The sequence below is a fragment of the Pseudomonas sp. LBUM1649 genome, from assembly GCF_059716155.1.
In genome coordinates this window covers 5,432,970-5,448,235 of sequence record NZ_CP166807.1, presented here as the reverse complement: position 1 = coordinate 5,448,235, position 15,266 = coordinate 5,432,970, and the positions used below count along the sequence as shown (strand labels likewise).

The 15,266-nt window shown below is 61.1% G+C and carries 14 protein-coding genes; 8 read left to right on the top strand and 6 right to left on the bottom strand.

Features of this window, described 5'->3' with window-relative positions:
• Positions 1-108: 108 nt before the first annotated feature.
• A complete protein-coding gene (locus ACA058_RS25195; protein ID WP_033043445.1) occupies positions 109-711 on the bottom strand; it encodes a LysE/ArgO family amino acid transporter in 603 nt (200 codons plus the stop codon).
• Between the two features lie 138 nt (positions 712-849).
• Between ACA058_RS25195 and ACA058_RS25190 the strand changes: the two genes are divergently transcribed.
• The 3 genes from ACA058_RS25190 (at position 850) to ACA058_RS25180 (ending at position 3,814) form a co-directional block, all read left to right on the top strand.
• Complete coding sequence (locus ACA058_RS25190) at positions 850-1,743, top strand: LysR family transcriptional regulator ArgP (RefSeq protein ID WP_497636381.1); 894 nt, start codon at positions 850-852, stop codon at positions 1,741-1,743.
• Between the two features lie 56 nt (positions 1,744-1,799).
• On the top strand, positions 1,800-2,792 hold the full coding sequence (locus ACA058_RS25185) for an NAD-dependent epimerase/dehydratase family protein (protein ID WP_497636380.1): 993 nt from the start codon (positions 1,800-1,802) through the stop codon (positions 2,790-2,792).
• A 107-nt stretch (positions 2,793-2,899) separates the two neighbouring features.
• Positions 2,900-3,814, top strand: a complete 915-nt coding sequence (locus ACA058_RS25180; protein ID WP_497636379.1) for an ATPase — start codon at positions 2,900-2,902, stop codon at positions 3,812-3,814.
• 126 nt (positions 3,815-3,940) lie between these two features.
• Here the strand turns inward: ACA058_RS25180 and ACA058_RS25175 are convergent, their stop codons facing one another.
• Together ACA058_RS25175 and pobA are read right to left on the bottom strand one after the other, a co-directional pair.
• Complete coding sequence (locus tag ACA058_RS25175) at positions 3,941-5,458, bottom strand: MDR family MFS transporter (protein ID WP_497636378.1); 1,518 nt, start codon at positions 5,456-5,458, stop codon at positions 3,941-3,943.
• A gap of 76 nt (positions 5,459-5,534) precedes the next feature.
• Positions 5,535-6,719, bottom strand: coding sequence for a 4-hydroxybenzoate 3-monooxygenase (gene pobA / locus ACA058_RS25170; RefSeq protein ID WP_497639998.1), 1,185 nt, complete (start codon positions 6,717-6,719; stop codon positions 5,535-5,537).
• A 190-nt stretch (positions 6,720-6,909) separates the two neighbouring features.
• On the opposite strand from pobA, the gene ACA058_RS25165 reads away from it, so the two are divergent.
• Positions 6,910-7,806, top strand: a complete 897-nt coding sequence (locus ACA058_RS25165; RefSeq protein WP_497636377.1) for a helix-turn-helix domain-containing protein — start codon at positions 6,910-6,912, stop codon at positions 7,804-7,806.
• An 8-nt stretch (positions 7,807-7,814) separates the two neighbouring features.
• Here ACA058_RS25165 and ACA058_RS25160 read toward each other — a convergent pair whose 3' ends face one another.
• Positions 7,815-7,991 carry a hypothetical protein gene (locus tag ACA058_RS25160; RefSeq protein WP_020799474.1) on the bottom strand — a complete coding sequence of 59 codons (177 nt, stop codon included), beginning with the start codon at positions 7,989-7,991 and terminating at the stop codon, positions 7,815-7,817.
• 228 nt (positions 7,992-8,219) lie between these two features.
• Positions 8,220-9,125: a LysR family transcriptional regulator gene (locus tag ACA058_RS25155; protein ID WP_497636376.1), complete on the bottom strand. Its 906-nt coding sequence runs from the start codon at positions 9,123-9,125 to the stop codon at positions 8,220-8,222.
• A gap of 118 nt (positions 9,126-9,243) precedes the next feature.
• On the opposite strand from ACA058_RS25155, the gene ACA058_RS25150 reads away from it, so the two are divergent.
• Entirely contained in the window at positions 9,244-10,128 is an 885-nt protein-coding gene (locus ACA058_RS25150; protein ID WP_497636375.1) for an MBL fold metallo-hydrolase, read from the top strand.
• A 196-nt stretch (positions 10,129-10,324) separates the two neighbouring features.
• Positions 10,325-10,939 (top strand): NAD(P)-dependent oxidoreductase, encoded by a 615-nt coding sequence (locus ACA058_RS25145; protein ID WP_497636374.1) that lies wholly within the window; start codon positions 10,325-10,327, stop codon positions 10,937-10,939.
• A gap of 123 nt (positions 10,940-11,062) precedes the next feature.
• On the opposite strand, the gene ACA058_RS25140 is transcribed toward ACA058_RS25145, so the two are convergent.
• Positions 11,063-11,944: a LysR substrate-binding domain-containing protein gene (locus ACA058_RS25140; RefSeq protein ID WP_497636373.1), complete on the bottom strand. Its 882-nt coding sequence runs from the start codon at positions 11,942-11,944 to the stop codon at positions 11,063-11,065.
• Between the two features lie 159 nt (positions 11,945-12,103).
• On the opposite strand from ACA058_RS25140, the gene ACA058_RS25135 reads away from it, so the two are divergent.
• Positions 12,104-13,741 carry a 5-guanidino-2-oxopentanoate decarboxylase gene (locus tag ACA058_RS25135; protein ID WP_497636372.1) on the top strand — a complete coding sequence of 546 codons (1,638 nt, stop codon included), beginning with the start codon at positions 12,104-12,106 and terminating at the stop codon, positions 13,739-13,741.
• The gene (locus ACA058_RS25130; protein WP_497636371.1) at positions 13,738-15,198 is read left to right on the top strand and encodes an aldehyde dehydrogenase family protein; all 1,461 of its coding nucleotides are present in this window, start codon (positions 13,738-13,740) and stop codon (positions 15,196-15,198) included. Before ACA058_RS25135 ends, ACA058_RS25130 begins: the two co-directional genes overlap by 4 nt.
• Positions 15,199-15,266: the final 68 nt, after the last annotated feature.

Genomic DNA, 15,266 nt, shown 5'->3' with positions numbered 1-15,266 from the left:
GGAGTTTGTACTCTTTGCGGCGCAGGGAGTCGGATCATAGCACCGGGGTGGCTGCATAACCACGCAACAACTGTGTGGAATAGAGGTTCCAGAGCCTTTTGGAATAAATCAACCAGCACTGATCAGCTGCAATGCTACGGCGAACATCATCACCGCCACCAACAGGTCAAGAATACGCCAGGTGCTCGGCCGTGCCAGCCACGGCGCCAGCCATGCCGCGCCGAGCGCCAGGGTGAAAAACCACAACAATGAGGCACTCGCCGCGCCCACCACATAAGCGCCGGGTTCTGTCTGTTGTGCGCCTAGGGAGCCGATCAGCAAAACGGTGTCCAGATAGACATGCGGATTGAGCAGCGTCACCGCCAGCGCACTGAGCATCACCGCGCGCAACGAACGAACGGTCTGGTTTTCACCCTGTTGCAAGCTCTGTCTGGAACAGGCCCGACGTAACGCCTGGCTGCCGTACCACAACAGAAACGCCGCGCCGCCCCAACGGGCGATGGCCAACAGGGTCGGGTTCTGTGCCAGCACCGTCGCCAGGCCGAATACACCAGCGGCCACCAGCAAGGCATCGCAGGCCACGCAGAGTGCCGCCACCGGCAGGTGATGTTCGCGGCGCAGGCTTTGCGCCAGTACAAATGCGTTCTGCGTGCCGATCGCCATGATCAGGCCGAAGGCCACCAGCAGGCCATTGATATAGCTTTGCCACATGTTTTTTTACTCCGCGTTGGCTGCCAAAAGTTTCGCCAGCCATGTGGTGATCTCTGTGCAAGAGTTCTTGCTGGCCATTCTCCGGCAGGAACCTGTATAAGAAAAACCAATATTGCTGATCGCTCATTAGGAAAACTGATGTTCGACTATAAATTGCTTTCTGCCCTGGCCGCGGTGGTCGAGCAGGCCGGTTTCGAACGGGCAGCCCAGGTGTTGGGTTTGTCGCAATCGGCCATTTCCCAGCGCATCAAATTGCTCGAGGCGCGGGTCGGCCAACCGGTGTTGGTGCGGGGTACGCCGCCGTCGCCGACCGAGATCGGTCGGCGTTTGCTCAACCACGTGCAGCAGGTGCGTCTGCTTGAGCGGGATTTGCAGACGCTGGTGCCGGCGCTGGACGAAGAGGGGCTGCCGGAACGCCTGCGGATCGCCCTGAATGCCGACAGCCTGGCTACCTGGTGGGCCGAGGCGGTGGGGGATTTTTGCGCGCAACAACACCTGTTGATGGATCTGGTGGTCGAGGATCAAACCGTCGGCCTCAAACGCATGCGAGCAGGCGAAGTCGCGGCTTGCCTGTGTGCCAGCGAGCGCCCGGTAGCCGGTGCGCGCAGCGTATTGCTCGGAGCGATGCGTTACCGGGCATTGGCCAGCCCGGCCTTCATTGCACGGCACTTTCCTCAAGGCGTGCGTGCCGATCAGTTGGCCCGGGCCCCGGCGCTGGTGTTCGGCCCGGACGACTTCCTGCAGCATCGCTACCTTGCGTCCCTCGGCGTCGATGGCGGTTTCGAACACCATCTGTGCCCATCGTCTGAAGGCTTCATCCGCCTCACCGAAGCCGGACTTGGCTGGGGCCTGGTGCCGGAACTGCAAGTGCGCGAGCAACTGGAGCGCGGCATTTTGCTGGAGCTTTTGCCAGATAAACCGATCGACGTGCCGCTGTACTGGCATCATTGGCGCAATGGCGGTCAGTTGCTGGGGTTGCTGACCGAGCAATTGGTGCAGGCGTCCAGGCAATGGTTGGTGCCGTTGGACTGACAGGCAGCGTCAAGACCTCACGCAATACGCAAAAAACGAAATATTCGGAGCACTACATGAAGATTCTGGTCACCGGCGCAAGCGGCTTCATTGGCGGACGCTTTGCGCGTTTCGCTCTGGAGCAGGGCCTGGACGTGCGGGTCAACGGTCGCCGGGCCGAAAGTGTCGAGCATCTGGTGCGCCGTGGCGCCGAGTTCGTCCAGGGCGATTTGAGCGACCCGCTGCTGGCACGCGACCTGTGTTCCGAGGTTGAGGCCGTGGTGCATTGCGCCGGTGCCGTTGGCCTGTGGGGGCGTTATCAGGACTTTCATCCAGGCAACGTCCAGGTCACCGAGAACGTGGTCGAAGCCTGCCTGAAACAGCGGGTCCGGCGCCTGGTGCATTTGTCGTCGCCGTCGATTTATTTCGATGGCCGCGATCACCTGGGGCTGACCGAAGAGCAGGTGCCCAAACGCTTCAAGCACCCATACGCCGCGACCAAGTACCTGGCCGAGCAAAAAGTCTTCGGCGCCCAGGAGTTTGGCCTCGAAACCCTGGCGCTGCGCCCGCGTTTCGTGACGGGGGCGGGTGACATGAGCATCTTCCCGCGCTTGCTCAACATGCAGCGCAAGGGGCGCCTGGCGATCATCGGCAACGGTTTGAACAAGGTCGATTTCACCAGCGTGCACAACCTCAATGAAGCGTTGCTCAGCAGTTTGCTGGCCAGCGGTTCAGCCTTGGGCAAGGTGTACAACATCAGCAACGGAGCGCCGATCCCGCTGTGGGACGTAGTCAATTACGTCATGCGCAAAATGGAAGTCCCACAAGTGACGCGCTACCGTTCCTACGGCCTGGGCTACACCGTCGCGGCGCTCAATGAGGGGTTTTGCAAGTTGTGGCCGGGACGTCCCGAGCCGACCCTGTCGCGACTGGGCATGCAGGTCATGAAGAGAAATTTCACCCTGGATATCAGTCGCGCCCGGCATTATCTGGACTACGACCCCAAGGTCAGTCTCTGGACGGCGCTCGATGAATTCTGCGCCTGGTGGAAGGCTCAGGACATTCGCTGAAATCGGCTTCACTGATCCGAGCTTCGGGTTCAGGGTCAATCGGTGCGGCCATGGGGGTTATACTGCGCCGCATCAAGCCATCACCGCGTTTCACAAAGGTTGACTCAATGTCCATGCGTAACGATGCCAACGATGACTTCGACGATGTACCGAGCCTGCGTGCAGACATCCTCGATGACGATGATTTCCCGAAGAACGCTCGCGCCGCCGTGCATTCGCGCACGCCGCCAGTGGTCAAGGTCAAGGCGGCGAGCACCGGCCCGTTGTGGGCACTGGTCGGCGCCTTGGTCTTTGCCTTCGCGGGCCTTGCCTGGTGGAGCTTCCAGCAGATTTCGTTGATGGAGCAACAGCTGGTGGCGACCCAGGAAAGCTTTGCGCGAATCAGTGAAGAAGCGGCGGGGCGCTTGCAGGATATTTCCGGCAAGGTCGTCGCCAGCCAGACCAACGTCAGCACCGACAGCGAAGCGCTGAAGCTGCAAATCAGGCAGCTGCAAAGCCAGTTGCAGGATCAGGGCAAGCAACAACAGGGCGTCGCCGGCCAGGCCTCGGACCTGGACAAGCGTCTGGCGCAGATGACCGCGCAGACCAGTGATCTGGATAAGCGCGTGGCACAGATGACCGCGCAAACCAGCGATCTGGACAAGCGCCTGGCCCAGATGGCCGCCCAGGACACCGAGCAGCAAAAGGCCAATGCACAAGTGCAGGAGCAGGTCAAAGCCTTGGGCAGTGAACTGACCACGCTGAAAAACACCCCGGCGGACACCGAAAAATTCGACGCACAGCTTAAAAGTCTGGGCGCCGACATCACGGCGCTGAAGAAACAGGGCAATCCGAACGCCGCCATCGACCGCCTGGAACAGGACATCGTGGTCCTCAAAAGCCAGCAGGACAACCGTCCAGGCGCCCCTCAAGGCGCAAACATGGCTGAGTTCGATGCTTTCCGCAGCCAGGTCACCCGCACCATCAACAGCTTGCAAGCGCAGATCCAGAACCTGCAACAGCAGCTGCGCGCTCGCCAGTAGGCCCTGCCTCATTCCCGGTTTGCCGGGAATGATCCCCTTGTGCACAAGTTAGCCTGGCTGGGCTCGGCAGCTCCTGCTTTGGAATGCGTACCCTGTAGGAGCTGCCGCAGGCTGCGATCTTTTGCTTTACCGGACCTTGTCTGCCCGCCCGCGCAAAATCATGTTCGGCATGGCAATCGCCGCCGCCAGCCCCAGCAGCGACACCGCCGCACTCACCATCAGCAAATGCCGGAACGTCAACGACAGTTCCGCGCGCAAGGCATCCTGTGCATCCCCCGGCGCTGCGTTCAATCCGTCCAGCAGAACATTCCCCGAATGACCTTCGGCCATCAGCGCAGAGCCAGCCAGATGGGCGAAGCTCGAATCCTGCAACAACGCCAGCAACAGTGCCGACATCAATGCCACGCCCACCGCACCGCCCAATGAGCGGAACAGGTTGGTGGTGCTGGTGGCAACGCCGATGTCACGCTGGTCCACCGAGTTCTGCGTGCCCACCAGGGAGGTCGGAAACTGCATGCCCGAGGCGATCCCGCAGAACAGCATGAACAGGCTGCTCAGCAAAAAGGCCTGGGGCGGGCTGAACGCCATGCCCAGAATCGACAGCGGCATCAGCAGGGCGCCGCTCAGAATCATCGGCTTGTAGCGCCCGGTCACCGAGGTACGGCGCCCGGCGAAATACGCACCGATTGGCAAGCCGATGGCCAGAGGTAGCAGGTGCAGGGCGGCGCTGTCTGCACCGGCACCGGTGACACTCTGGAAGCGCAGTGGCATCAGCACGATCAACGAGATGGACTGGAAGCTGGTGAAGAAAATCGTGCACCAGCACAGGATTGCATTACGGTTGGCGAACAGGTGCATCGGTAGCAATGGCTCCGACGCACGTCGTTCATGCAGCACGAACAAGCCCAGCACAGCTGCCGCACAAGCCAGCAACCCCAATACCTCGGCACTGCGCCAAGAGTGGCCCTGACCGAACTGGGTGATGCCCAGCAGCAACGCCGTCAGCCCGATGATCATCAACAGGGTACCGAGGTAGTCGATCACCGGCTTGCGTTGCGGAATCGGCAAGCCCACCAGCGTGCGATTGGCCACCAGCCACGCCCCCAGGCCCAGCGGCAAATTGATCAGGAAGACCCAGCGCCAGGACAGGTATTCGGTCATGTACCCACCGAGCACCGGGCCGGCTACGCTGGCCACCGCATACATGCTGCTGAAGTAGCCCTGATAGCGGCCGCGCTCGCGGGGCGGCACGATGTCGCCGATGATCGCCTGACTGACCGAGATCATTCCACCGGCACCGATCCCCTGGAGAATTCGCGCCAGCACCAGCTGCTCCATGCTCTGGGCCATGCCGCAGAACAGCGACGCCACGGTGAACAGGCCCATGCCGAACAGCATCAATTTGCGCCGGCCATACAGGTCGCCCAATTTGCCGTAGATCGGCACCGCCACCGTCATCGCCACCATGTAGCCGGAAATCACCCAGGCCAGCAGGCTGACGTCCTTGAATTGCGCGGAAATGGCCGGCATCGACACGGCAACGATGGTCTGGTCCAACGCACCGAGGAAAATCGCCAGCATCAGCGCGATCAGCACGCTGCGGATGGCCGGTTTGGGCAATTCAGGCTGATGGAGATTGGTCACGGGCAAACCTGCGGCAGTAATTGACCCGCCAGAGGCAAGGCGAGCGGGATGCTCGCCAGTGTAAGTCGATAGGTGGCTATTCGATAGCCTCATAGGGAAGACCGACGTAATTTTCCGCAATGGTGCTGCGACCCGCTTCGGAGTCGACGAAATAGTCCAGCTCCGATTCGGCAATGCGCTGGCTAAAGGCGTCGTGATCATCGAAGCGGTGCAACATCGACGTCATCCACCAGGAAAACCGCTCGGCTTTCCACACCCGGCGCAGGCAGACCTCGGAGTACTTCTCCAGCAAATCGACCCGGCCTTCGCGGTAAACCTTGAGCAGGATATTGAACAGCGTGCTGACATCGCTGGCCGCCAGGTTCAAGCCCTTGGCGCCGGTGGGCGGGACAATGTGCGCCGCGTCGCCGACCAGGAACATCCGCCCGTACTGCATCGGTTCGACCACGAAACTGCGCAACGGCGCGATGCTTTTTTCGATGGACGGACCTGTCACCAGCTTGTCCGCCAAGGCTGGCGGCAGGCGCAACTTGAGTTCATCCCAGAAGCGTTGGTCGGACCAGGCCTCGACCTTTTCGTCAGCCGGTACCTGCAGGTAATAACGGGTGCGCGTTGCCGAACGCATGCTGCACAAGGCAAAACCGCGCGCGTGGCGGGCGTAGACCAGTTCTTCGTGGACAGGCGGGGTATCGGCGAGAATCCCCAGCCAGCCGAACGGGTAGACCCGTTCGAAAACCTTCAAGCATTCGTGGGGAATCGACTGCCGCGCCACGCCATGGAACCCGTCGCATCCGGCAATATAGTCGCAATCGAGTCGCCAGCTTTCGCCGTCCTTTTCGAATGTCACGAACGCTTCGTCGGTTTTCATGCCGTGGGGAACGACATTGGCGGCCTGGTAAAACGTTTGCAAACCTTCGACCTGACGAGCGGCCATCAGGTCGCGGGTGACTTCGGTCTGACCGTAGATCATCACCGTCTTGCCACCGGTCAGTGCTTGCAGATCGATATGCACCTGACGGCCATCCAGCGCCAGTTCGAAGCCACCGTGGACCAGCCCTTCGGCGTCCATGCGCTGACCCACACCGGCCTGGCGCAACAGCTCTACCATGCCCTGTTCGAGAACCCCGGCACGGATTCGCCCGAGCACATAATCCGGGGCCTGGCGTTCGACAATGACCGTGTCGATGCCTGCCTTGTGCAACAACTGACCGAGCAGCAAACCGGACGGACCGGCACCGATAATGGCGACTTGGGTTTTCAACGTTTTCATTGTTTTTATGGCTCGCAAGCTACACGCGACCAAGGTCGGTGAATGATTTTTATGGATCGAGTGCTTGCATTTTTCCCTTGCGGGTTCGTCAATTGAAGGTGAAAACTGAGCGGATAGCTGTACATTCTGCCAATCGGTGCGATTATCGCCCGTCGTCCATTCCGAAACCTGGATTGAAGTGATGAACAAGCCTGACCTGCCTTCGATTCCGGTGTTCAAGCTCTACGGTGAAAGCCTGGATTGGCCGACCCCGGACTTGCTGCACTGTGAAACCATTTCCAAACGCAGTCGCGAACATCAATGGGAAATCAAACCCCACCGCCACGCCGATTTATGCCAGTTGCTCTTCGTGTTCAAAGGTCAGGCAGAGCTTGAAATCGAAGGCAAACGTTCGCAACTGACTGAGCCGGCGATCCAGATCCTGCCGCCGCTGTCGGTGCATGGCTTCCGGTTCAGCGAAGATGTCGAGGGTTTCGTGGTCACCCTCGCGGCACCGCTGATCGCGCATCTTCAGGTGCAATTGGGGCATTCGGTGAATGCCCTGGCCCAGGCCGAGAGCTACCCGGCGGATAAAGACGCCGAGTACCTCAACAGTCTGTTCAGCGCGTTGCAGAACGAATACACCAGCCATCAACCGGCGCGGGAAATGCTCATGCATTCGCTGGTCAGCGTAATCATGGTGTGGGTCAGCCGTCAGGTGATCCAGCGCCGGTCAGCCAGTCAACGACCGCAGCGGGCGCGGGAATACCTCAATGGCTACATCCAGTTGGTGGAAGAGACCTATCGCCAGCACGTCAAGGTTGAAGACTTGGCCCATCGGCTGGGGATTTCGGTCTCTCACCTCAATGGCACCTGCCGTGAGCTGGCGGGGCAACCGGCGTTGCAGATCATGCACGAACGGCAGTTGCTGGAGGCCAAGCGCCTGCTGACCTACACCAGCATGACCATCTACGAAATGTCCGACGTGTTGGGGTTCTCTGATCCGACCAACTTCACGCGCCTGTTCCGACGCCGCGTGGGAATCTCGCCAAAGGCGTTCCGCGACCGCTTGAAGGCCGATCAGGACAACGAGGCCTGACCCCTTCGTTACCGCAGGGCGTTAAGGGTCGCGTTGTGCGGAATGCAGCGCTCGAAATTGCAGCTGGCGGCCTCCCGGGGCAAGTTGCGCAACTGCTCGACACGCCAGGCGGCAGCGCCATACAGCCCCAGCGTGACCGCGCAGGTGATGAAGATGGCGAGGTACCTTCTTGTTTTGATGTTCATGGCGTAGACCTCTGAACGAATACCCTTCGGTACTACCTTGAGCATAGGTCAGGGTCGGTGAGTTGCCAGTCACACGGGCCACGCTTGTAACGCGGTATTCAACACGCTGATGACCCCCTGTAGGAGCGAGCATGCTCGCGATGAACCTGAGAACGCCGTGGGGTATCAGGTTCCCAGCGTCATCGTTGGCGACCATCGCGAGCATGCTCGCTCCTACAGGGAACGGTGTTACAGGCCGATATCCCACTCCGGTTCTTCGGGAAACCTCACCACCAGAAAATCCAGCAAGCTGCGCAGCGCCGACGGCATGTGTTTGCGTGAGGCGTACACCGCGTACACGTTCATCTGTCGTGGTTCGGCCTGGGGCAGCAGGCGGACCAGCTCACCGCTGTGGATGTGCACGCCGGCCTGATAAGTGGGGAGCATTGCCACGCCGGCACCGGCCATCGCCGCACGCATCAAGGTGCTGGCCTCGTTGGCGCTGATGTTGCCCTGCACCGGCACCGAGACTTGCTCGCCGTCCTGTTCCAAATGCCACAGGCTTTTGCCGAAGTAGGAGTGGGTCAGGCAATTGTGCTGACTCAGGTCCTCGACCCTTTGCGGCGTCGAGTGTTCGCGCAGATAAGCGGGCGATGCGCAGATCACCGAGCGGCACACCGTCAACCGACGGGCGATCAGGTTCGGGTCCAGGTCATTGCTGGTGCGGATGGCCAGGTCGATGCGCTCATCCACCAGGTTCACCGTGCGGTCAAGCATCTGCATGTCGATGCTGACACCCGGGTAGCGCTTGACGAATGCCGTCATGGCATCGGCCAATTGCGCCTGGCCGAACGAGGTGCTGACGCTGATTCGCAGCAGGCCGCGTGGTGCATCGTCCGGGACGCTAACGGCGGCTTGCATGTCCGTGGACAGGTCGAGCATCTGCCGGCATCGGGGCAGCATTTCACTGCCGGCGGCGGTCAGGCTCAATTTGCGTGTGGTGCGGTGCATCAGCCGTGAGCCGACCCAGTTTTCCAGTTCCGCCAGATAGCGCGAAACCACCGGCCGTGACAGCTCCAGATGATCGGCGGCGGCCGATTGGCTACCGAGATCGACCACCGTGACGAACACCCGCATTGCTTGTAGACGATCCATGATTTGACCGATTTCAGAAACAAACTATGTTCAATCATCGCATTTTTTGCACTGAAGCAAGCAACTAAGCTCTGTTCCCATATCGGCCTACCCTGGCCAGCAAACAACGGAGCAACAGATGATCGGTTTCCCCACACTCAAACGCGTTTTGCTGGCGAGCGTCGCCCTCGGTTTCGCCGCCCACGCAGCCGCGTCGACATTGACGCTGGATGTCTATAACCCCGGCGCCAAAGCGATATTCCCGGTGACGTCGGTGCTGGTCAGCGGCGAGAAAGAGGCGATCCTGGTGGATGCCCAGTTCGGCAAGTCCCAGGCCGCGCAAGTGGTGGAAAAAATCCGTGCCAGCGGCAAGCAACTGACCACCATCTACATCAGCCACGGCGACCCGGATTACTACTTCGGCCTCGATACCCTGACCGCAGCATTCCCCAAGGCCAAAGTGCTCGCTTCGCAGCCGACCGTTGATCACATCAAGCAAACCGTCGACGGCAAACTGGCGTTCTGGGGCCCGAAATTGGGTGCGGATATTCCGGCCAGAACCATCGTGCCGGAGGTGCTCAAGGGCGACAGCCTGATGCTCGAAGGGCAGAAACTGCAGGTGGTCGGCCTTGAGGGCAAACAGCCGGATCGCAGCTTCGTGTGGATTCCATCGATCAAGGCGGTGGTCGGTGGAGTGGTCGTGGCAGAAAACATCCACGTGTGGATGGCCGACACCCAGACTCCGCAGTCCCATGCCGATTGGTTGGCTACGCTGCACTCGATCGAAACCCTGAAGCCGAAAACCGTCGTGCCGGGTCATTACCTCGGTCAGAGCGCCCGTTCCCTGGCCGCCGTGCAGTTCACCGCCGATTACATCAAGGCCTTCGACGAAGAAACCGCCAAGGCAAAAGATTCGGCGGCACTGATCGCGGCGATGAAAAAACGCTTCCCGACACTGGGCGAAGAAAGCTCCCTGGAGCTGAGCGCGAAGGTCGCCAAGGGCGAGATGAAATGGGGTGAATGATGTTGGCGAGGGGGCTTTTGTGGCGAGGGGATTTATCCCCGTTCGGCTGCGCAGCAGTCGTCAAACCATTGCATGCGGTTTGACTTTGAAAAGCTGGGGCCGCTTCGCAGCCCAACGGGGATAAATCCCCTCGCCACAAAAGCGCTTTCGCCATCGAGATGTGCAATGACCCGACCCAATCCAACTGGAGAATGCTATGAGCAAAATCGCAATCATCGGTGCTACCGGTCGTGCCGGTAGCCAACTGCTGGAAGAAGCGCTGCGTCGCGGTCACAGCGTTACCGCCATCGCCCGTGACACCTCAAGGATCGGCGCGCGTGATGGTGTGGTGAGCAAGGCTGTCGATGCGCTGGATGGGGCAGCGTTGCAAGCGGCAATCGCCGGGCATGACGTGGTGATCAGCGCGGCGCATTTCGCGACACTGCCTGCCAGTGCCGTCATTGGGCCGGTGAAGCAGGCCGGGGTCCAACGCCTACTGGTGGTGGGCGGTGCCGGTTCTCTGTTGTTGCCGGACGGTACCCGGGTGATCGATAGCGCAGGCTTCCCGGCGGAGTACAAGGCAGAGGCGGGCGCGGGTGCCGAGTTCCTGGAAAACCTGCGTCAGGAAAAGGCGCTGGACTGGACCTTTGTGTCGCCGTCGTCGGAGTTTGTCGAAGGTGAGCGTACGGGGACTTTTCGGGTCGGCAAGGATGATTTGCTGGTGAGCAGCGCGGGGCGTAGCTGGATCACGTTCGCCGATTATGCGATTGCGATGCTCGATGAAGTGGAGGCGCCGAAGCATTCGCGGCAGCGGTTTACCGTCGGGTACTGACCTCACCGATCTCCTGTAGGAGCGAGCATGCTCGCGATGGAGGTCGGGACACCGCGTTGAATCAGGTAGCCCTCGTCATCGTTGACGACCATCGCGAGCATGCTCGCTCCTACAAGTGTTCGATTACCGTGCCTGCGCCTGCTCCACCAACCACCCCATCAACTCGCGCAACTTCGCCGAAGGCCCGGGTTTTTCCGGGAAAACCAGGTAATACGCCAACCCGGTTTTCACCTTCAATTCAAAGGGCATGACCAGCCTCCCGGCACTCAAGTCATCGCCGATCAACGACCAGTCACCGATCGCCACCCCCGTTCCCTGGGACGCCATCGACATGGCCAGGTCCAGCGTTTCAAAATGCTGACCCTTGCTCACATTGCTCAAGCGAATATCCGCAGTGGCCAGCCACGCCTTCCAGTCCCGTTCATCCCGGGTCGGGTGCAGCAGCATGTGCTGCTCCAGATCTTCCGGCGATTGGAGCGGCACCGAACCTTCAAGCAACGGCTTGGAACACACCGGCGTCAGTTGCTCATCGAAGAGCTTTTGCGACACCAGTGAGCCATCCGGCGGCGCGCCATACATCACTGCCGCATCGAACTGCTCGCGATGAAAATCCACGCCGTGCTTGACCGTGGTGGTGAGCTCCACCGGCACGTCCGGGCGTTCTCTTTGCCACTGCAACAGCCGTGGCAACAACCAGCGCATGACGCAGGTCGGGGCCTTGAGCTGCAGGGTTTCGCGCTTCTCGCCGATCTGCTCAACGGCTTCGTCGATCAAGCCGAAAATCTGCTGGACCCGTGGTAACCACTCGCGTCCCTCGGCGGTCAGGTCCAGGCCTCGGGCCTGGCGAATGAACAGCTCATAACCCAGATGATCTTCCAGCCCGGCGATCTGCCGGCTCACGGCGCCCTGGGTGATGTGCAGTTGCTCGGCGGCCCGGGTGAAGTTGCAGCACTGCGCGGTAATCAGAAAGGTGTGCAGCGCCGGCAGGGGAGGCAATCGTTTCATTAAGATCCAAGGTATGACGTGAGGACATGGCTAGTATGATTTTTTATCCATTGTTGCGGCTACGTGTCGCCCGTTCCAATGAGGCCATCCCTGGACCTGCGAATCCATCATAAACACTGTGCAGGCCCGGCGTCTCAAACGAACAAGAAGGGCAATCAAATGGCGACGTGCGGCGAAGTATTGGTCAAGTTACTCGAAGATTACGGAGTCGAGCAGGTGTTCGGCATTCCTGGCGTTCATACCGTGGAGCTGTATCGCGGGCTGGCCCGTTCGAGTATCAACCACGTCACCCCGCGTCACGAGCAGGGCGCCGGCTTCATGGCCGACGGCTACGCCCGCACCAGCGGCAAGCCGGGTGTATGCTTTATCATCACCGGCCCTGGCATGACCAACATCACCACGGCGATGGGCCAGGCTTATGCCGACTCGATCCCGATGCTGGTGATCTCCAGCGTACAGACCCGCAACCAGCTGGGCGGCGGTCGCGGCAAGCTCCACGAGTTGCCGAACCAGAGCGCACTGGTCGGTGGCGTGGCGGCGTTCTCCCATACCCTGATGTCGGCGTCCGAATTGCCGGGCGTGCTGGCCCGTGCCTTCGCGCTGTTCCAGGCCGGTCGTCCGCGTCCGGTGCACATCGAAATTCCGTTGGACGTACTGGTTGAAGAAGCCGACGACCTGCTCACCAGTGTACCGGTAAACATCGACCGCGCCGGTGCCGCACCGTCCGCCGTGAGCCGCATGACCGAGCTGCTGGCCGGTGCCAAGCGTCCGCTGATTCTTGCTGGTGGCGGCGCCATCGACGCCGCCGCCGAACTGACCGAACTGGCCGAACTGCTGGACGCCCCTGTCGCCCTGACCATCAATGCCAAAGGCATGCTCGAATCCGCTCACCCGTTGCTGATCGGTTCGACCCAGAGCCTGGTCGCGACCCGCGCGCTGGTCGCCGAGGCCGACGTGGTGCTGGCCATCGGTACCGAACTGGCCGAGACCGACTACGACGTTACCTTCGCCGGTGGTTTCGAGATTCCTGGCAAGCTGCTGCGCGTCGACATCGATTCGGACCAGACCGTACGCAACTACCCGCCGCACGTGGCCTTGGTAGCCGACTCGCGCAATGCCGCCCAGGCCTTGCTCAGCGCGTTGTCGCACAAGTCGCTGGCCGAGCGCCGCAACGATTGGGGCCAGGTGCGCGCCGCCCACCTGCGTGAAGAATTGGCTGCCACCTGGGATGCGCCGACCCTGGCCCAGACCCGTTTCCTGGAAACCGTCCTGCACGAACTGCCGAACGCTGTATTTGTCGGCGATTCGACCCAACCGGTGTACACCGGCAACCTGACGTTCAACCCGGAACGCCCGCGTCGCTGGTTCAACTCGTCCACAGGGTACGGCACCCTCGGTTACGCCTTGCCCGCGGCGATTGGTGCCTGGTTGGGCGGCACCGTTGAAGGTGGCGCACGTCCTCCAGTGGTGTGCCTGATCGGCGACGGCGGCCTGCAATTCACCCTGCCGGAACTGGCCAGCGCCGTTGAAGCGCGCACGCCGGTGATCGTGTTGCTGTGGAATAACCAGGGTTACGAAGAGATCAAGAAGTACATGGTCAACCGCGCCATCGAGCCGGTCGGCGTGGACATCTATACCCCGGACTTCGTCGGTGTGGCCAAGGCTTTGGGCTGCGCCGCCGAGGCGGTCAATGGTGTCGAACAACTGCGTACGGCATTGCGTGTCGCCACCGATCGTCAGGGTCCGACCTTGATTGAAATCGATCAGACCGAGTGGACGAAGGCGGTGTCGAAGTGAGCTTTTCTACGATTTTTCCGACGACTTTGGATGGCCTGTTCATCGATGGTAAATGGTCGGCCGGCAACGAACACTTGCGTGTGATCAACCCGGCCACCGAAGCCCTGTTGACCACGGTGAATGGCGGCGATGAACGCGCCGTCGATCAGGCTGTCAGCGCAGCGACCAAAGCCTTTGCCGACTGGTCGATAACCAGCGGCGCCGAGCGCGGCGCCATCTTGCGCAAAATCGCCGCTGGTGTGCAGGCCAGTCGTGACCAGTTGATGCACTTACAGTCGAGCAACAACGGCAAGCCATTGTTCGAAGCGGCCATCGACGTCGATGACGTGATCGCCACGTTCGAATATTACGCGGGTCTGGCCGAAGGGCTGGACGCGAAACAGGACAGCCCGGTAGAACTGCCGACTGACGATTTCAGTGCGCGCCTGCGTCGTGAACCTTGCGGTGTGGTCGGCCTGATCGTGCCGTGGAACTTCCCGATGGTCACCACCGCGTGGAAGCTCGCCCCGGCCCTGGCTGCCGGTTGCTGCGTGGTGCTCAAGCCCTCGGAAGTGACGCCGCTGCCGGAGCTGGAACTGGCGACGATCATTGCCCAAGCCGGCTTGCCTGCCGGTGTGTTCAACCTGGTGTGCGGCACCGGCCTGGCCGTTGGCGCACCGCTGTCGGCGGACCCGCGTATCGCCAAGGTGTCGTTCACCGGCAGCAACGCGGTCGGCGTGCAGGTCATGCAGCGTGCAGCGGAATCCGTCAAGGGCGTGAGCCTGGAACTGGGCGGCAAATCTTCCTTGCTGGTGCTGGCCGATGCCGATCTCGACCTGGCGGTGGAAGTGGCCTGCGGTGGCGGTTTCTTCAACGCCGGGCAGATGTGCTCCGCCACCAGCCGCGTGCTGGTTGCCGATGAGTTGGCCGATGAATTCCTCAGTCGTGTGAAGGCCCGCGCCGAAGCCATTCGCGTGGCCGACCCGTTCGACCCGAGCGTGGAAATGGGCGCGCTGGTCAATCAGGCGCAATACCAGCGCGTGCTCGGCCACATCGATCGCGGTTTGAGCGCTGGCGCCAAACTGGTTTGCGGCGGCAATCGTCCGGCAGACCTGCCGCGCGGATATTTTTTGCAGCCGACCGTTTTCACTGAAGTGCCCCTCGACAGTGCGCTGTGGTGTGAAGAGATTTTCGGCCCGGTGATTTGCGTGCGCCGTTTCGCCTCTGAGGCCGAAGCGATTGCCCTGGCCAACGACAGCCAGTTCGGTCTGGTTGCCAGCGTGGTCACGCGCAATGCCGAGGCAGCGGATCGCGTCGCCAACGCTTTGCAGGCGGGGCTTGTGTGGATCAACGCGCCGCAAGTGATCTTCCCGCAGACCGCCTGGGGCGGCTACAAGCAGAGCAGCATCGGCCGCGAATTGGGGCCATGGGGCTTGCAGGCATTCCAGGAAATCAAACACGTGATTCGGGCCGTCTGAAGGCACGAAAAAGGTTCGCGCATGCCTCGCGATGAGGCATGCGCCCGCGTCATGGCTTCAATGAGTTT